12 protein-coding genes are annotated in these 18,613 nt (G+C 44.0%); 11 read left to right on the top strand and 1 reads right to left on the bottom strand.

Annotated features, from left to right (window positions below):
• Positions 1-16 precede the first annotated feature (16 nt).
• The gene (locus tag HMPREF9010_RS21750) at positions 17-1,396 is read left to right on the top strand and encodes an SMP-30/gluconolactonase/LRE family protein (RefSeq protein WP_008646781.1); all 1,380 of its coding nucleotides are present in this window, start codon (positions 17-19) and stop codon (positions 1,394-1,396) included.
• A gap of 61 nt (positions 1,397-1,457) precedes the next feature.
• Complete coding sequence (locus HMPREF9010_RS21755; protein WP_008646780.1) at positions 1,458-2,252, top strand: endonuclease/exonuclease/phosphatase family protein; 795 nt, start codon at positions 1,458-1,460, stop codon at positions 2,250-2,252.
• 226 nt (positions 2,253-2,478) lie between these two features.
• Here the strand turns inward: HMPREF9010_RS21755 and HMPREF9010_RS21760 are convergent, their stop codons facing one another.
• Positions 2,479-3,198, bottom strand: a complete 720-nt coding sequence (locus HMPREF9010_RS21760; protein WP_008646779.1) for a FadR/GntR family transcriptional regulator — start codon at positions 3,196-3,198, stop codon at positions 2,479-2,481.
• Positions 3,199-3,439: 241 nt separating this feature from the next.
• Here HMPREF9010_RS21760 and HMPREF9010_RS21765 point away from each other — a divergent pair, with 241 nt between their 5' ends.
• The 9 genes from HMPREF9010_RS21765 to HMPREF9010_RS21805 all read left to right on the top strand — a co-directional run bounded on the left by HMPREF9010_RS21765 (position 3,440) and on the right by HMPREF9010_RS21805 (position 18,565).
• Positions 3,440-6,622 (top strand): SusC/RagA family TonB-linked outer membrane protein, encoded by a 3,183-nt coding sequence (locus HMPREF9010_RS21765; protein ID WP_032852423.1) that lies wholly within the window; start codon positions 3,440-3,442, stop codon positions 6,620-6,622.
• A 12-nt stretch (positions 6,623-6,634) separates the two neighbouring features.
• Positions 6,635-8,155 (top strand): RagB/SusD family nutrient uptake outer membrane protein, encoded by a 1,521-nt coding sequence (locus HMPREF9010_RS21770; RefSeq protein WP_008646777.1) that lies wholly within the window; start codon positions 6,635-6,637, stop codon positions 8,153-8,155.
• 20 nt (positions 8,156-8,175) lie between these two features.
• Positions 8,176-9,891, top strand: coding sequence for an IPT/TIG domain-containing protein (locus HMPREF9010_RS21775; RefSeq protein ID WP_032852576.1), 1,716 nt, complete (start codon positions 8,176-8,178; stop codon positions 9,889-9,891).
• Positions 9,892-9,894: 3 nt separating this feature from the next.
• Positions 9,895-12,159 carry a chondroitinase-B domain-containing protein gene (locus tag HMPREF9010_RS21780; protein WP_008646774.1) on the top strand — a complete coding sequence of 755 codons (2,265 nt, stop codon included), beginning with the start codon at positions 9,895-9,897 and terminating at the stop codon, positions 12,157-12,159.
• Between the two features lie 46 nt (positions 12,160-12,205).
• Entirely contained in the window at positions 12,206-14,413 is a 2,208-nt protein-coding gene (locus HMPREF9010_RS21785) for a heparinase II/III family protein (protein ID WP_032852422.1), read from the top strand.
• Between the two features lie 236 nt (positions 14,414-14,649).
• Complete coding sequence (locus HMPREF9010_RS21790; protein ID WP_008646768.1) at positions 14,650-14,994, top strand: cupin domain-containing protein; 345 nt, start codon at positions 14,650-14,652, stop codon at positions 14,992-14,994.
• Between the two features lie 4 nt (positions 14,995-14,998).
• A complete protein-coding gene (locus HMPREF9010_RS21795; RefSeq protein WP_008646766.1) occupies positions 14,999-16,465 on the top strand; it encodes an MFS transporter in 1,467 nt (488 codons plus the stop codon).
• 24 nt (positions 16,466-16,489) lie between these two features.
• Positions 16,490-17,242 (top strand): SDR family NAD(P)-dependent oxidoreductase, encoded by a 753-nt coding sequence (locus HMPREF9010_RS21800; RefSeq protein WP_008641349.1) that lies wholly within the window; start codon positions 16,490-16,492, stop codon positions 17,240-17,242.
• Positions 17,243-17,362: 120 nt separating this feature from the next.
• Complete coding sequence (locus HMPREF9010_RS21805) at positions 17,363-18,565, top strand: alginate lyase family protein (RefSeq protein ID WP_032852421.1); 1,203 nt, start codon at positions 17,363-17,365, stop codon at positions 18,563-18,565.
• The last annotated feature ends 48 nt before the right edge of the window (positions 18,566-18,613 follow it).

Here is an 18,613-nt window from a genome sequence, read left to right as displayed (position 1 = left end):
CTAAAAAGACAGAAACATGAAAACATTGATACATCATTTGAAACGGTTTTCTATCTATTCTCTGATGTTTGCGTCAATCTGCTTTGTCGCTTGCGAGGATGAGAACCGGCAGGATATGACACCTGAAATCGGAGAGGGCGAAGCTACTCCCAAAATCACTATGTACACGCCGACAGCCGGCGGGAAGTCTACAAGCCTGACTTTATACGGTACACATTTCGGTACGGATTTGGAACATATCCGCGTGACAGTCAACGGGGTGGATGCCGAAGTGACGGGTGCGTTGGGGAATATTATTACTGCCAATGTGCAGAGGGGTTCCGGCTCCGGTCCGGTGAAAGTATACCTCGGTCAGGGAGAAGCTATGCAGGAACTGACATATAAAACGGAGTTTGAGTATTCTCAGTCTCCTATTGTAAGTACTTATATCGGCAGTTATGTTCCTGCCGCAAAAACGGAGAAGAAAGAGGGGACCCTCATGGAAGCGGTTCTTTGGAAACCGGGTTCTATTGCTTTCGACAAGGAAGGTGCTTTATATATTGTGGAAGATGATGACCGTGATATCCGTATCGCGAAAAATAATCAGGTCGCTACTTTCTTACGCGGTGATGGAACGGGTGGAACTGTATTCAGAATGATGAATATCGCTTTCTCATTGGATGGCAATACTTTATTCTTATCCAATGATGCCAACGCTTCGGGCAATGCACATATTGCAACGATGCTATGGAACAAGGATACGCATCAGTATGATGCTGCTAATCTGTCTGCAATATGGTCAATCACTCCTTCTTTGGGGAATGGCGTCACTAATGTAGGTGTGCATCCTGTCACGGGAGAGGTTTTCTCCGTGGCTCATGGAAATGCCATGATTTACAAATATGACCCGGAGCAGAATACGATGGTGGCAACTGGCATGCAACTTCCCGATGCAGCAGGTAAAAATGCGTCGAAAGTGAAAATCCGCTGTATCCTTTTTGACAAGGCAGGGACTACCGTGTATATGAGTTCACAGGAAAAAGATGTGATTTATAAAGGAGATTATGATATGTCGACAGGCGAATTTTCTAATCTCCATGTTTGGGTAGGGCAGTACGAGAAAGCAGGTTTTACAGAAGGTCAGGGAAATGAAGCCAAACTGGAAGAGCCTTGCCAGATGGATTTGGATGAAGAAGGAAATATTTATGTAGCAGTCCGTAAAAAGCATCGTATAGCGAAAATTACCCCTGACGGTATGTTGACAAACTACACCGGTACAGGCACTTCCGGTACGACAGACGGCCCGTTGGATAAAGCGCAATTCAACCATCCGGAAGGTGTACAGTTCGGTCCGGACGGAGCATTGTATATTTCAGATTATTGGAATCATAAGATTCGTAAGATAGAAAAGGATTAATTTTGTATCAGGTAGGAAAGATTGTTTTTCAAGATAACATTCACTTATTAATTGGTCATATATGAATTTTAGAATATGCATTTCATTGTTTCTATTGTGTTGTTTGTTACAACCCTCAACGGCACAGCAACCTGTGACAAAACCGAAAGAGGTCACAGTAAAAGCCATGACTTACAACACGTATAGCGGTCGTAAACAAGGAATTGATAAGATAGCCGAAGTCATTAAGAAAGAGAACCCGGATATCGTTTCACTCCAGGAAATAGAAAGAAACACGGAGATTAACCCTTGGGATACTCCGAAAAAACTGTCGGAACTAACGGGAATGAAATATTATTATTTTGCCCATGCGCTCGATATTCCGACTGGCGGAGATTACGGAAATGTGATTCTTTCCAAATATCCGGTTTCCGAGGAAAAGAGTTTTAAGTTGAGTGTACTGAAAGAAGGTGATTATGTCCGTTCTTTCGGCTATGTAAAAGTCGCGAAGGAAGGCAAGGAATTCTATTTCGCTACGACGCATCTGGACCATAAATACGAAGATGCTGCCCGTCTGAAACAGATTGATGAGATTCTCGCGTGCGTGGAGCAATTGGATAAACCTGTTATCTTGGGGGGAGATTTGAATTCCCGTCGTGGTTCTGCTACCATGGCTGCTTTTCAAAAGTATTTCACCGTAAATTGTTTGAGTGATGGTGCCCCATGGACAGTGCCCGTTCCAAGTCCGGCTTACGCATGTGACTGGTTGATTTATACGCCAAACGAGGCTTTTACGGTGAAGGCGTATGATGTTTGTTATTGGGCGGATAAGGAATCAGACCATTATCCGGTAGTGGCTACTTATCTTATCAAATAAGATTAATTGTCCGACCGCTATCAATTAGTCTTTCGTATGTATCAAACTAACCCTTCAATCGAATAACTTTATTCGTCTGACAGTTGTTGCTTTTTCGTCTGACAACTGTTAGACGAAAGAGCGACAACTGTTAGACGATTAATTTTGTGCATACACTTAATTAGTTGTATGCAAGAGACTGAATAATTTCTCACATACAACTAATTAAGTGTATTCTTTGTGTATCTTAAATATGTCCGTATTCGAATTCCGGGATATTGCCTTTCGCGGACATTTTAGCAAAATCAATCAGATTGGCCAAGTGGCGGAGTACCAGTTCTTTCATTCCTTCTTTGTCTCTATCTTTTATCTTCTGTAACATTTCCCTATGTTCTGCATGAACCGTTTTTTGAGGAACGGCACAAACTTTATATTTTTGATAATATTTTAAAATATCGGGAGTAATAATAAGCAGGAGTGAACTGATTACCGGATTATGTCCGCCTTGCGCAATGGCTTGGTGAAAGGCAAAATCTTTTTCGACACGAAGGTCTGTATCAAACTTTTCTTCCAGTTCGACAAGCGTGTTTTCGATATTCTTCAAATCCTCTTCTGTGCGGTTTACTGCGCATAATTTGCAGACCTCTATTTCCAGAAGTACACGTACATAAACCAAGCTTGAAAAATCATATCTGCTGATTTTCAATGCATCGGTAATCATAGTATCCAACTGGTCTTTGGAGAATTCGGATACCACTGTTCCACTCTGAGGATATGTTTTTACAATACCGTATAATTCCAGTTTCTGCAATGCCTCGCGAACATGTGACCGACTGATTTTCAAAAGTTCGGATAATTTACGCTCAGAAGGGAGACGCTCTCCCGGTAAAATCTGACGTTCTGATATTTGTTTTTTTATGTGTTCTATTACATGCTTAACTGGTTGCGAATTGATTTCGTCTTTCATAAGATATAAATATTTTAAAAAGATGACCTTTTCCGTTTCGGCTGTAAAAGTACAAATATTATCTTTCAAAGTAAAGCTTTCTAGTAAAAATATTCTCCTGTCCTTTTATATAGAGGTACGCGTAACGTGTTATTTATAAGCGGCTTATATCTAATTATTAATAAATATTAATTGGTAGACCAAAATTTTGGTTTACCAATTTTAATCGTTACGTTTGTCAAAGAAATTAAAACACTAATCTATGAACAACTCCTGTATTTTTAAAAAAGTCGTGATGATGTTCCTGTTGTTGGTAGGGACATTGAACGTTTACTCCCAGCATGTAGTTACTGGTAAGGTGATAGATGAACAGGGTCCGTTGATTGGAGCTTCGGTGACAGTGAAAGACGCTGCTGTTCCTACCGGTACTGTGACGGACGCTGAAGGTAAATACTCCATTAAGGTTCCTAATTCCAAGACAATTTTGGTTTATTCGTATATCGGTTACGTTGATAAGGCGGAAGCGGTTGGCAAACGTACAGTTGTGAATGTGACGTTGGAAGAAGACTCGAAAATGTTGGATGATGTTGTGGTAATCGGTTACGGTACACAAGCGAAATCTCATTTGACAGGTTCGATTTCAAAATTGGAAGGCGAGAAACTGATTAATGCTCCGGTGAGTGATGTCACTACTGCCTTGCAAGGTGCTATGACTGGGTTGACGGTTTCTAATGAGACATCGGAAGTGGGTGTGACTCCTTCTATCCGGGTACGCGGTACGGGTTCCATTTCCGCAGATAGTGAACCGTTGGTTATCATAGATGGATTTCCCGTATCCGGTGGTTTGTCGTCTATCAATGCTGCGGATGTGAAGTCTATTGAAATTTTGAAAGATGCCGCTTCGGCTGCCATTTATGGGTCGCGCGCTGCCAATGGAGTGATTATGGTGACTACCAAAAGCGGTACGCCGGACAAACCGAAATATTCTTTTAAGTTCTATCAGGGATTTAAATACGCTTATCAGTTGCACGACATGATGACTTCTTCCGAATGGTTGGGTTTATTGGAAGAAGAAGCTGCCTTAGGTGGTCCGAAAGTACCGAGTGCTGCTCGCGGGGCTGCTTATTTGGAAAGCCAGATGGGGACTACCGACTGGCAGAAAGAGGGCTTGCGTGATATGGCAGGTATCACGAATGTGCAGATGAGTGTTTCGGGCGGACGCAAAGAGACGAAATATTTTATTTCAGCGGCCTATACTAAAGACCAGGGGGTGATGCTCAACAATTCACTGGACAAACTGAATTTCCGTACTAAAGTGGATACCAAACTCTCAAAGATAGCTACGGTGGGTGTTAATATATCCGGTACATATAGCAAGACGGAACGTCCGAAAAATAACTTTATTGATTTCTATCGTACTCCCTCTTTTTTACCGGTCTATCACAATGCGTATAGTACAGACCTGACCGGATATACCGGATTTGCAAGAGGTAGCCATTTTAACAATATTATGACACCGACTGCCGTGGATGCCGATGGAAATCCGTTGTTGGATGCCGACGGTAACCGTGTATTGGAAAAATCGTCTCCATTTAGCTCTGCCAATAATAATCCGGCAAGCGTAATGACTAATACTTTCCGTTGGAGCGAGACTATGCAAGGATTGGCCAGCATGTATCTCACGCTTGATCTTTGTAAAGGATTACAGTTTAAGACATCCAACGGCTTGAATGTTCGTTTTGCCCCTTCTTATTATTATGCAAATAAGGACGCTACGAAAGACAAGGAAGCAAGCCGTGCTACTTATTCCAGTGCACTTTATATTGATTTGTTGAGTGAGAATACCTTGAGTTACCATTTGGACTTTGGAAAGAATAAAGACTATAGTCTTGACGCTTTATTGGGATATACGGTAGAAAAGACACGGAATCAGCGGGTGGCTATGGCTGCAACGGGATTTGCTACGGATGACATCCATACTTTGAATGCTGCCACCGTTTACGAGTTGGCTGGTGTGGGTAATGGAAATACGGCGGGTACGGGAACTTTCAGATATCCGGATGTTGTATTGGAATCTTATCTGGGACGTGTCAATTATAGTTATCTGGGGCGCTATTTGTTGTCTACCTCTCTACGTCTGGACCGTTCATCGCTCTTTTCCAAAGGAAACCGTAATGCCTGGTTCCCTTCCGTATCACTGGGTTGGCGCGTGAGTGAAGAGAAATTCATGAAGGGTGTCAAGGCTATTTCTAACTTGAAACTTCGTGCATCGTATGGTGTGACAGGAAATAACCGTATCAGTTATAATGCAGCCCTCGAGGTATTGAACAGTGCAAATTACGTGACCGGCAAAGGTACGGGTTCATTGGTTAATGGTTCTGCGAATATCTCTTCTTCGCTGGCTAATTCTAATATTACATGGGAGCAGACTGATGAGTTTAACTATGGTCTGGATTTGGGACTTTTCAACAACCGTATCAATCTGGCGATAGATGCTTACTATTCAGTGACACGTGCGTTATTGTTCGAACAACCGACGCAATCGTTTACTGGTTACACACACTATTGGAATAATATAGGAAAAGTCCGTAACTCAGGTTTGGAAATCCAGCTTGATACACACAATATGAAAAGCCGTAAGTTTTCATGGGATACTAATATAAATTTCTCACTTTCGCGTAATAAATTATTGGAGTTAGGCGGTGAACAACAAATGATTTCTTTGGGTGAAAGAAATGAAGGTTATCTTGCCAAAGTGGGTGAGCCGTTGATTCAATTTTATGGATACAAAACGTGTGGTGTATGGAATAGTGCGGAAGAGATTGCAGCTAATCCTCATTTTTCAGACGATGCTCCGGGGGGAATACGCATTGTCGATACCAATAATGACGGCTCTTTGACTCCTGAAGACCGGGTTGCGTTGGGTACTCCTTACCCGGATTTCACATGGGGCATTACCAATACTTTCCAAATTAAAGATTTCGACATCTCATTCCTTATTCAGGGTGTACAGGGCATCACAGTGCTTAATGGTGATGTATATTATAATGAAACAAAGAAGTGGAACAAGAAGTACACAAAGAACCGTTGGGTAAGTGCAGAACATCCGGGTAACGGAAAAACGCCTTATCAGAATGTGAAAACGGGACATGACCTCATGCTTACTGATTATCCTTTGCAAAATGCTTCTTATGCTTGTCTGCGTAACTTTACAGTGGGATATACCTTGCCGGCAACTGCTGCCCGCAAGATTAAGTTATCAGGTGTGCGTTTTTATGTGTCGGGCAGTAACTTGCTCTATATTTGGGGAAGTGGCTACAAAGGCATTAATCCGGAGTCGCGTATAACATCCGGTAATTATTCCAGTGCAATGATTTCGGGGTATCAGCGTGGTGGGTTCCCGTTGACTTCTACCATTTCTGCCGGTTTTGATATTAATTTTTAATGGAGGAAAACGATGAAAAAAATAAATTATATAGGATTATTGTTAATCGTCATGGTATTTTCCGCTTGTGATTTGGATCAATATCCTTATTCGGAAGTGGCGGCAGATAAGTATGTGAAAGATGCTTCGTCGGTAAATAATCTGGTGCTGGGTTGTTATAATTCCCTGCATGATGTGATGTATTACGAATGGGCCATGACAGAATTGCGCTCGGATAACGGACGTATGTATGCTGCAGGTTCTTCTTCGAATACTACACGACTGGTGGAACAGCTCGACCAGGGTACTATCGTACCGGAAAACGAATGGGTGGAAACGTACTGGAATGCCTGTTATGCCACAATTGCACGGGTAAACAATGTTATATCTTACCTTGATGTAGTGACGGACGAGACATTGCGGAACCAATATGAGGGAGAAGTGCTTTTTCTTCGTTCATTGGAGTATTTCAATCTGGTCCGTTTATGGGGACCGGTATTTATCGTTACTTCCAAGGTTCCTTCTGAAGTGGCCCGTGATATGCAACGCTCTACGGTGGATGAAGTATATGCGCTTATTGAAGGAGATTTGGAGAATATTGTCAATAATGAACTGTTGCCCGGTAAGATGGCGGACGGTAACTTGGGACGTGCTGACCTGAACGCGGCAAAAGCGTTGCTTGCCAAAGTATATGCTACGCACTACCGGGCGGGTGACGAGAAATATGCCCGTGCCGCCCGACTGTGTAAGGAAGTACTCGAAAGTGAATCTGTGGGAAATCCGCAATCGGGTAGTGATCTTGTGGCTTATGATAAGGTTTTTGATATTGGCAATGAGATGAATAAGGAGATAATCTTTGCAGTTCGTTACCTTTCGGGAAATGCCGGTATCGGTTCACCGTTCGGCAATATGTTTGCTCCGGTCAATAATGGTGCAAATGTGATTATCGGTACTTCTTCCGGTTATAATACTCCTACTGACAATATTATTGCAGCTTACGAGCAAAGAGGTGCGGGTGCTGATAAACGTCTGGATGTGAATATCGCCCAGAAATATTTCAATACAACTACTCAGACGTGGGTGACGGAAGGTAATTGCCGTTACTGTAAGAAGTATGTAAATCCTGTAACTACACAGTATGATGGCGAAAGTGACTGGCCTGTGATTCGTGTGGCTGATATTGCTTTACTTTATGCTGAATTGACAAATGAAATCTCGGGGCCTTCGGCAGACAATCTGAAGTATTTGAATATGGTTTGTGAACGTGCCGGTGTTTCTACATATACACTGACCGACCTGCCAGGTCTTTATGATTTTAGAAAGGCTGTACGTAATGAGCGCAGGCTTGAACTGGCTTTTGAGAACCAGCGTTGGTTTGATCTTCTTCGTTGGGGTATCGCTACTCAGACAGTAAACAACTACTTGAACAGCGAGCTTCTTTATACGGAATATTCTTATACGGTGAATGATATAGAAGATTGGCAAACATTTCTGCCTATTCCGGTGAGTGTGATTGACATTAATCCAGAGATAGCACAGAATACGGGTTATTAATCTTTTAAATGCTTACGAATATGAAACAATATAGAAAATGGAGTCTGGCATCATTGTTTGTCTGTTTATTCTTTTTGTGTGGTTGTGATTCTACATCGATGAAGGATGTGGCGGTTAGTTCACCGGAAATCCTTTCTTTCTCGCCCGAGAGTGGAAGTATAGGTAGTGAAATTGTTGTTACCGGAGAATATTTGGATGATGTGGTAAGTGCTACTATCGGTGGTGGAAAAGCCGTTATCTTACAGAAAGTGTCCAACTGGCGTTTGTCTTTGAAAGTGACAAATCAGGCACGCAGTGGTAAAATTGTATTGGTAAATTCGATAGGTGAGGGTGTGTCCGAAGGAGATTTTACCCTTGAATATCCGGCTCCTGCCGTTTCACAGGCGGAAATGCCCTCGGAGGTTGAAATGGGCAATAATTTGTTGCTTTCCGGTAGTTCCATGAATGTGGTGAGTGCTGTTCTTTTCACTGCCGAAGGGGGGACAGAAGGAAATGAGGCAGAGATCATCTCACAAAGTGAAAATGAGATAGTAGTAAAGGTTCCTTATGTGGAAAGCGACAAGGCTATTGTAACATTTAAATATTTTAATGGAACAAAAGAGGTGGAGACGTCAAGTTCGTCCGCACCCAAGTTAACGGTGAAACGTTATCAGCCGGAGATTACAACTACTGTATTTGAACCAGTCAACGTGGGAGATATGGTAGTGCTGGAGGGAGCATATCTAAATAAGATTGATAAAGTGCTGTTAGGTGATATTGAGTGTACTATTACGTTGCAGACTGAAACTGAATTGAAGTTTGTTGTACCCACATCTGATAGTTTTAAGAACGGTGATAATATAGTACCGTTGAAGATTTCTTATTTTGACGGTCGTGAAACACCGACATTAACGGACGAATTTATTGTAAGGGTGGCTTTTGTATATTATTGGGAGAATAGGACTATTTATGCACAAGCTCGTGTAGAAGAACAATTTTCTGCATTTTTCTCACCTGAAACGGGAGTGGTTTATGCTAATGAGGATTGGAGAATAAAAGTAGATCCGATTGCAGGTCTTGCTAGTGGTTTTTCTCCGAAAGATAATGCTAATAATCCGTCTTATATATTAGGTATAACAAAAGAAGATTATGATAAGGTGAATCCTTACTTCTTTATTTCAGCTTCGAGTTCAAATGAATCTTTGTCATTACAAAGTCCAGCTAACTCTGACGGACAGTTAAAAAACTTTTGTACTTCTATGAGTTCTACTTCTTCAATAACGGGAAAGGCTGCTTGGTGGGGGACTCCTGCATTATCGTTTATGTATTTAGATCCTGAAAACCACGATTATATAGAACTAATTAATAAGGTGAAGGCAGGTGATATTAAGAAAATAGATGAGAGTACCTTTTCATTGAATGTAGCTAAAAAAACATGTAATGGGTTACAACTTTCGGTGAGTGTTGCGCCTGTGGCTGCTGACGGATGGGCTAAAGGTAAATTTGAAAAAGGAGTAGAAAAAACAAATGTTGATCTTGATGCGGTTCTTTTAGTATTTTATTATAATGAAAATGGATACTGTAATAAGTATCCGGATAAGAACCCTGTAGCTAATGTGAAGCGTATCGGTATCTTACATATAAAGAAAGCTGATTTTAAGCTGAAGGAAGGCTCGACAACTGAATTTTCCGCAAGTTCTATAACCTTTGATATGTACTGGCAGAAACAAGATTACGATTACTCAAAAGTTCAATAATTAATGATGACACGAAATATACATAAGGCAATTATAGCGTTCCTGCTTGTCGGGCTACCGTCAGTCTCTTTTGCAAAAAGATACGATGTAGCGCTTCCCGAAGTAGCTTCCTGCTTAAAAACTGCCCAACCGGGCGACCGGATTTACATCAAGGACGGCCTATACAAAGATATGCAGTTGAAATGGATAGGCAAAGGAACGGAGAAATCTCCTATTACGATAGAAGCCTTGAATCCCGGAAAAGTAAAGATAGAAGGTGGCTCCACCTTGCGAATAGCGGGCGAGTGGCTATCTGTCAGCGGATTGCATTTCACTGACGGATATGCTCCCAAAGGTTCCGTAATAGAATTCCGTAACGGACAAGAATTGGCTAATCACTGCCGCCTGACGAATTGTGTGATAGACAAATTCAATCCGTCCCGCCGGGACCAGGCTTACAGCTATATATTGCTTTATGGTCGTCACAACAGAGTAGACCATTGTTCGTTGACAGGAAAACTAAACTTGGGGGTGACACTGATTGTCATCCTCAACGACGAACGTTGTCTGGAGAATCATCACCGGATTGACCATAACTACTTTGGAGAAAGACCCGTGTATGGCTCGAACGGTGCCGAAACAATGCGCGTAGGAACTTCCCAGCAAGCTTACAGTTCTTCAAATACGGTGATTGAGAACAACTTGTTCGAACGTTGCTCCGGTGAAGTGGAAGTAATTTCTATTAAATCCAGTGATAACATCATCCGCAACAATACGCTGTTGGAATGTGAAGGAGTGGTAGCACTGCGTCATGGTGACCGTAATACTGTGAATGATAACTTGTTTATCGGTAACGGACGTCGTAATACCGGCGGTATCCGTGTCGTCAATGCCGGACATCAGATTTACGATAATGTATTGGTCGGCTTGGCAGGTACCCGTTTCTTCTCAGCTTTGGGAGTTATGGATGCCGTACCCAATTCGTTACCTAATAGATATTGTCAAGTTGTTGATGTCAAGATGTACCGTAACACATTCGTAGATTGCACGAATATAGAATTTGGTACAGGCAAGGATATGGAACGTACTCTTGCACCGGAAAAAGTCTCATTCACGGATAATATCATCATCAATAAAGGACTCGACCAGCCTTATATAGCCGTTGACGACGTAGCGGGTATCCAGTTCAAAGATAACAAAGTGCAATTGGCAAAGAACTACTCGGCTCCGGGATTTACTACGGAAAAAGTAAAAGCTCCCCAGTTGCCCGACGATGCTGCGATACGTAAGGATAAAGGCGCTTCCTGGTTTAAGAACCAAGTGGCACACCCAGCAGCGAATGTTCATAAGGAATACAATGTGTCTCCGGGAACGAACTTGTCCGAAGTCATTCATTCGGCAGAACCGGGTGGCGTCATTATTTTGGCGAAAGGCACATATCCTATCCAACGTGCTATGTTCATTGACAAACCGTTGACTATCCGTGCAGCCGATGCAGCCAACAAGCCGCTTGTCCGTTTCAACGGAGATAAGCCGGATAATATGGTAACTATTGCCGATGGCGGCAAAATGGTCATTGAGAATATAACATTCGATGGCGTATTAGAGCCCGGAAAGGCTTTGGCTAAAGCAGGAATTTCTACTGCCTTTGATATGATACAACCTTATACACTGATAGTAGACGGCTGCGAATTCCAGAACTTCGGAGAAGGCGGATTCTTTGCTATCAAAGGAACAAAAGCTACTTTTGCCGAAAGCGTTACCATCCGCAACTGTCTTTTCCGTGATTTGTCGGGAGATGCTATCAACTATGCAGCAGAGAAAGATGATATAGGCCGCTATAATGCCGACGACATGTTGATTGAAAACTGCTCTTTCTACCGTCTGTTGGGTTTACCTATTAATATTTATCGTGGCGGAAGCGATGAAAGTACGGCAGGCCCTTATATTACTGTCAGACATTGTACCTTTGTAGACTGTTGCAACAAAGAACGTGGAAGTGTCATGCGCCTGATTGGCCCGCAAGTACTGACAGTAGAGAACTGCAATTTTGATAATAGCGGACGCGGCGGGGCAACTATCCGCCTGTATGAGGCCACCTGGGAAAAGGTACGCATTGCAAACTGTAATCTGTGGAACTCCGGTAGAATGATGACTACCACTTCCCAGGCAATACAGGGCAAGATGTACAATATCCGTCCCGCATATATCAATGCCGAAGCATACGATTATATTCCGGTTGAGGGTAGCGAACTGGAAAAACTCTCTATCGGCTTGAAAAAGAAGTAGAACAGTTGTCATACGATACTATTATTGAAATAGAAAATGATGTAAGATGAGAAAACTTATTATTTGCATATTCATGGTTTTAGGTGGATGCCTCTTTTCATTTGCCCAACATCCGTCCCTTCTTTTCACACAGGAAGAAGTGAACGAGATGAGGGCAGGAAAGGGGACAGTACCCGCATTCGACAAATCTCTTTCGGAAGTGTTGGCCGCAGCCGATGCAGCAGTAAACTCTCCTGTTTCCGTACCGGTTCCCGTAGATGGCGGTGGCGGTGTGGTACACGAACAGCATAAATCCAATTACTATGCCATGTTCCATTGTGGAGTTGCCTATCAGTTGACAGGGGATAAGAAATATGCCGCCTACGTGGGCGATATGTTGGAAGCCTATGCAAAACTATACCCTACTTTAGGGTTCCACCCCCTGCTACTTTCCCCCGTTCCGGGACGTCTGTTTTGGCAGACACTGAATGAAAGTGTATGGCTGGTGCATACAGCGGTTGCTTATGACTGTATCTATAACACACTCTCACCCAAACAGCGTGCCACTATCGAGAAGAATCTCTTCGTTCCGATGGCGGACTTCATCATGGACGGTATGGGAGACAACCATGCAAATAACAAGACATTCAATAAAATGCACAACCATGCCACATGGGCTACGGCTGCTGTCGGCATGATTGGCTTTGCGATGAATCGTGAAGATTACGTAAAGAAGGCACTTTACGGTTCTGACGGAACAGGCAAACGGGGCGGCTTTATCCGCCAGATGGATTACCTGTTCTCTCCTGACGGTTACTTCACGGAAGGAGCCTACTATCAACGTTATGCCATCTGGCCTTTCGTCATCTTCGCTCAATGCATCGAGAATAAACTGCCGGACTTGAAAATCTTCAATTACCGGGATAGCATTCTTTCAAAAGCCCTCTCCACATTGATACAACTTTCTTATGAAGGCGAATTCTTCCATATTAATGATGCCTTGCTGAAAGGGTTTTCCGCACAGGAACTGGTATATGCGGTCGACATATTGTATAATGTTAATCCTTCGGACAAATCACTGCTTTCCGTTGCAAATAAGTACCAGCATACTTATCTCCCTACTATCGGTGGTTTTAAAGTAGCCCGTGATATTGCCCGCGGAGAAGCTGCTCCGATTATCTATCGCAGCAGTGTATTTCGTGACGGGCGCAAGGGGGATGAAGGCGGTATAGCCGTAATCCGCTCCACAGATTCTAATCTGAACAGCGCCTTGACACTGAAAGCTACCTCACACGGCTTGAGCCACGGACATTTTGATAAACTGACAATGGCGTATTACGACAATGGAAACGAGATTCTGACCGACTACGGCGCTTCCCGCTTCTTGAATATCGAAGCCAAGTACAAAGGACATTATACCCGCGAAAACCAATCGTTTGCCAAACAGACAATTGCGCACAATACATTGGTCGTGGACGAAACATCCCACTTTGCCGGAGATATAAAAGTCTCTTCCCGTTATCATTCAGATATTATTTACCATGATTTCAACGGCGGACATTTTCAGGTAATGGTGGCGAAAGACACTAATGCCTATCCCGGGATAGAGATGAAACGTACACTGGCTTACGTGACTACCCCTTTCCTGCAATTCCCGTTAATCTTGGATGTGCTGCAAGCAAATGCGGATAAAGAGCACCAATACGATTACCCTATCTGGTATAACGGGCACTTTGTTTCCTTGAACTTCCCTTACGCCAAAGCAACTAACGAACTGAAAACTCTTGGTACGAAAGACGGCTATCAGCATCTTTGGCTGGAAGCCTGGGGGCAGAACAAGAGCCGAAATACATCAAGCTTCACCTTTGTTAATAAGGATCGTTTCTATACTATTAGTATAGCTACTACTGCGCAAACAGAGATGAAGATGCTTCGTCTGGGTGCCAATGACCCTGATTTCAACTTGAGAAACGAAACCGCTTTCCTGATAAGGGAAAAAGCACGGAAGAACCATACATTCGCCACTTCCATCGAAACGCATGGAGAATATGATGTGGTAATGGAAACTTCCAGTAACCTGACCTCATCTTGCGAAGAGGTGAAAGTCGTGATGGATACGGCTTCCTATACAGTGGTGAAAGCAACCTATAAAGGCGGGCATTCCGTAATGCTTTGCTTGAGCAATACCGATGCCGACAAAGAGAAAGGGCACCGCCTGACGGTCGAAGGCACTATGTATGCTTGGAACGGTCGTTGCGGAGTATTTATGAAATGATGATTAGTTTTCCGTTTCTCAGGTATTAATACCTGTCTTCTCAAGTATTAATACTTATCGGCTCAACTGTTAACACTTGACAACTTAACAGTTAACACTTGACGAACGGTGAATTAACTTCTGAAATACAGTGAATTAACAACTTGATTACAGGATGTTAATATGGGATGAGATAACTAATGAAAGATGAGTTATAAATGAATCGAGAATATAATAAACCATTAATAGACAGAAATATGAAAACATGTAGTGAAACTTATCAGTTTGAGAAAGATTTGAAGTGGGAAAATCCTGCTCCGGGTGTAAATCGCCAGATTATGGCGTATGACGGTCAGTTGATGATGGTCAAAGTGAAATTTGACAAAGGTGCAGTAGGTAGTATGCATGAGCACTACCACAGCCAGGCGACTTACGTAGTAAGCGGCAAGTTTGAACTAACCATCGGCGATAAGAAAGAAATCCTTTCTGCCGGAGACGGCTACTATGTAGCGCCCGACGAGCTGCACGGTTGTGTTTGCATCGAAGCCGGTATCCTGATTGATACGTTCAGCCCTGTGCGTGCAGACTTCTTAAACCTGTAAACGTATGAAGGTAAAAGGACTCCGATGGATGGTTATCGGGTTAATTATGCTGATAACCATCATCAACTATCTGGATAGAGGTACGCTCAACTATATGTGGGTGGCTAATATCGACTATCACTTGGTTTCCGAAGCGGATGCGTCGGCAGATAAAGGTAATCATGCCGTCCTGGCAGGAGAGCAGTATATCCTGACAGCCGCTAATGGCAACCGGGATTCTGTCAGCGTAGCCAACGTACAGATGAAGGAGAAGAACGGCGTTACGTTCGTAACCAATCGCGAAGGTATCGCTATCGACCTCGACTTGATAGACCGCAACGACCCGGATGCTTCGCAGAAAGCGAAAGATATTCTTGGTCTGATAACTATCTTCTTTATGATAGCATACGGTATCAGCCAGCTTGTCTCCGGGAAACTGTACGACAAGATTGGATGCCGGAAAGGTTTCTTCTGGAGCGTGCTCGTCTGGGGGGCGGCGGATGCATTAGCATCCCTTTCACGGGGAATCTTCTCGCTGACCTTCTTCCGGATGATGCTCGGATTGGGGGAAGCCGGTCCGTGGCCCGGTACGACGAAAAGCAACGCCGAATGGTTCCCGCAGAAGGAACGCGCTTTCGCACAGGGTTTGTTCGGGGCGGCAGCATCCATCGGTTCAATCCTTGCACCGATTATTATCCTGATGCTCTTCATTGCTTTCGGCTGGAAACTGACTTTTATTGTAGTCGGCGGATTAGGACTGATTTGGTTGATTCCCTGGTTGATTATCAATAAGGAAGGGCCGAAGAAGCATCCCTGGATTACAGAAGAAGAACGTACCTATATCTTGAGCGGTCAGCCCGAACAGGAGCTGAAAACCGAGGATAAAGGAAAAAGCTGGGGCGAACTGCTCCGGGTGAAAAAGAACTGGTCTGTCATTTTGGGACGGTTCTTCCTCGACCCTATCTGGTGGATGTTCGTGACATTCCTGCCGTTATATCTGGCAGATGTGTTCCACTTGAATATCAAAGAGGTGGCATTCTCCGCTTGGGTTCCGTATGTAGGTGCGGCATTGGGAAGTATTGCCGGCGGCTGGTATTCCGGTTGGCTGATAAACCGGGGACATACGGTGAACTATGCCCGTAAGGCGGCAATGCTGCTTGGTGGGATTATCATCATCCCGTCTATCTTGGCAGCTATCATGTCTACTACGGCTCCGGTCGCTATCGTTTTCATGGCATTGGTACTGGGTGGATTCCAGTTCTTTATGACGAACTTGCAGACTATCCCGAGCGACCTGCACAGTGGCAAATCTGTCGGCTCGCTGGCAGGACTGGGCGGTGCTTCGGCCGTATTGGGTACTATCCTGGCAATCCTTTTTGCCAGTTATATTACGAATTGGATATTATTATTCAGTCTGTTGGGAGCTTTGGTGCCGCTATCGCTGTGTTCTATCTTCCTGACAGTAGGAGAGATTAAACAAATAGAAAAATAAACGTATTTTAAAAACAAGACAATTATGAAATTAGAAGGAAAAGTAGCTATCGTAACAGGTGGCGCACGCGACCTTGGTCGTGCAATATCAGTGAAATTGGCAGCAGAAGGTGCAAAAGTTTGCCTGAACTATTTCGACAATGAAGCCGATGCACAGGAAACATTGGCACTGATTAAAAATGTCGGTGGCGAAGCAATCGCAGTTCAGGGTGATATGACAAAGGCTGCTGCGGTAAAGAATCTTTTTGCAGAGTGCAACAAGGCATTCGGCGACAAGGTAGATGTATTGGTGAATGTAGTAGGCGGCATTGTAGGCCGTAAGAAAATCACCGAACAGGACGAAGACTGGTATGACTTCCTGATGGATGTCAATATGCGTTCCGTATTCCTCTGTACCCGTGAAGTGGTTCCGATGATGCCGGCAGGCGGTTCTATCGTCAACTTCTCTTCATTGGCTGCCCGCGACGGCGGTGGCAATGGAGCTTCCATGTATGCAACCGCGAAAGGTGCGGTAATGACATTTACCCGTTCCATGGCGAAGGAACTCGGCCCTCAGGGAATCCGTTGCAACGCTATCTGTCCAGGCACGATTGCCACTTCTTTCCACGACCGTTTCAATACGCCGGAAAACCGCGAACGTATGAAGGCTTCCTACGCATTGCGTCGTGAAGGAACTGCCGATGAAGTTGCCGACCTGGTTTGCTTCCTCGCTTGCTCCGAGTCTTCTTACCTGACAGGTACGAACATTGATATCAACGGTGGCTGTTTCTTCTCTTAAAGAAGAAAGCTGATACCGTCATTCCGAACGTAGTGAAGAACCTGCCTCGTGGCAGATACCAGAAGCAGGTTCTCCGCTTCGCTCCGAATGACATACTTACCTACTTTAAAGAAAATATTTATGAGACGAATCTTTGCCATATGGGCTGTATGCCTCTATTGGGGGATACTGAATGCCGTCCCCTTAGGTCCGTTTAATGCGACTTTGCTTGAACAGCTAAAAAACGACTATCAGAAAGGTGAGAAAGAGGTCACCCGATACATTGAACTTCAGGAAAAGGTGGCAGAGAAATATATAAAGATGACTCCTCTATCGGTGACTGCCAAGAAAAAACTTCCCCCCAGCAAAGACCCCAGGGATTATATGACTTTATCTCCCTATTGGTGGCCTGATTCTACCAAGACCGACGGACTTCCCTATATCCGTAAAGATGGCGAACGCAATCCCGAAGTCTACGAATACCCCGAACGTGAGAATGCCAACCGTTTTGGTGATGCCGCTTACTGCCTGGGAGTACTCTATTATATCACAGGAAAAGAAGTCTACGCCAAAGCATGTGCCAACCACTTGCGGACATGGTTCACAGACCCGAAACTAGGTATGAACCCGAATATGACTTACGCCCAAACTGTGCCGGGTATGAAGAAAATGAGAGGTTCGGGTTTCATAGACTCGCGCCGTTTCAGCCGTGCGTTGGGTGTTGCCAAACTGATAGAAGATTCGAAAAGCTGGACTCCCTCGGATAAGAAAAAACTCGATGACTGGGCTACCGCTTTCTGCTACTGGATGGAGAACAGCACGCAGGGGCAAGGGGAATCGCATGCCGCCAACAATCATGGTTTGTGGTACGAAGCCATCCATGTGATGGTACTGGCCTACTTAGACCGTACCGACCGCATCCGCGAAGTGGCTGAACAAAGCATCCTTCCCAAGATGGGTACGCAGATTGCCGATGACGGCTCATTGCCCCAGGAACTGAAACGGACGCTCTCCCTGCATTATTCAACTTTCGCTTTGGAAGCCTTAATGGAAGCTAACCAGATTACTAGCCAGATAGGCATCAATCTATGGAGCACCCCTGCTTCCAACGGAAAAATGGCTTCGCAGGCGGTAGAGTATCTGTATCCCTATTACCTGAATCCCGAAAGCTGGAAATTCAAACAGATTAAGCCTTTCGACCAGTCCCGTGCCGCCATTCTTCTCTATGAAGCGGGAACGGCATTGGGTAATCAGAAGTATGTCGATACGGCAAAGCGCATCGGTTTGAAATACAGTACGTCCGATGTGGAAACAATACCTTATCTGGTTTTAAAGAAGAAATAAAATTTGAAGAAGAAATAAGATTATCTGTACCTAATATAAAGTGATAAC

It is taken from the genome of Bacteroides sp. 3_1_23 (assembly GCF_000162555.1).
GTDB classification, from domain to species: domain Bacteria; phylum Bacteroidota; class Bacteroidia; order Bacteroidales; family Bacteroidaceae; genus Bacteroides; species Bacteroides ovatus.
This window is presented reverse-complemented; position numbering and strand designations above follow the sequence as displayed.

Excerpts from the sequence above, each read along its gene's own strand:
- HMPREF9010_RS21750 (WP_008646781.1), top strand. The coding sequence starts at position 17 with ATGAAAACATTGATACATCATTTGAAACGGTTTTCTATCTATTCTCTG.
- HMPREF9010_RS21755 (WP_008646780.1), top strand. The coding sequence starts at position 1,458 with ATGAATTTTAGAATATGCATTTCATTGTTTCTATTGTGTTGTTTGTTA.
- HMPREF9010_RS21760 (WP_008646779.1), bottom strand. The coding sequence starts at position 3,198 with ATGAAAGACGAAATCAATTCGCAACCAGTTAAGCATGTAATAGAACAC.
- HMPREF9010_RS21765 (WP_032852423.1), top strand. The coding sequence starts at position 3,440 with ATGAACAACTCCTGTATTTTTAAAAAAGTCGTGATGATGTTCCTGTTG.
- HMPREF9010_RS21770 (WP_008646777.1), top strand. The coding sequence starts at position 6,635 with ATGAAAAAAATAAATTATATAGGATTATTGTTAATCGTCATGGTATTT.
- HMPREF9010_RS21775 (WP_032852576.1), top strand. The coding sequence starts at position 8,176 with ATGAAACAATATAGAAAATGGAGTCTGGCATCATTGTTTGTCTGTTTA.
- HMPREF9010_RS21780 (WP_008646774.1), top strand. The coding sequence starts at position 9,895 with ATGATGACACGAAATATACATAAGGCAATTATAGCGTTCCTGCTTGTC.
- HMPREF9010_RS21785 (WP_032852422.1), top strand. The coding sequence starts at position 12,206 with ATGAGAAAACTTATTATTTGCATATTCATGGTTTTAGGTGGATGCCTC.
- HMPREF9010_RS21790 (WP_008646768.1), top strand. The coding sequence starts at position 14,650 with ATGAAAACATGTAGTGAAACTTATCAGTTTGAGAAAGATTTGAAGTGG.
- HMPREF9010_RS21795 (WP_008646766.1), top strand. The coding sequence starts at position 14,999 with ATGAAGGTAAAAGGACTCCGATGGATGGTTATCGGGTTAATTATGCTG.
- HMPREF9010_RS21800 (WP_008641349.1), top strand. The coding sequence starts at position 16,490 with ATGAAATTAGAAGGAAAAGTAGCTATCGTAACAGGTGGCGCACGCGAC.
- HMPREF9010_RS21805 (WP_032852421.1), top strand. The coding sequence starts at position 17,363 with ATGAGACGAATCTTTGCCATATGGGCTGTATGCCTCTATTGGGGGATA.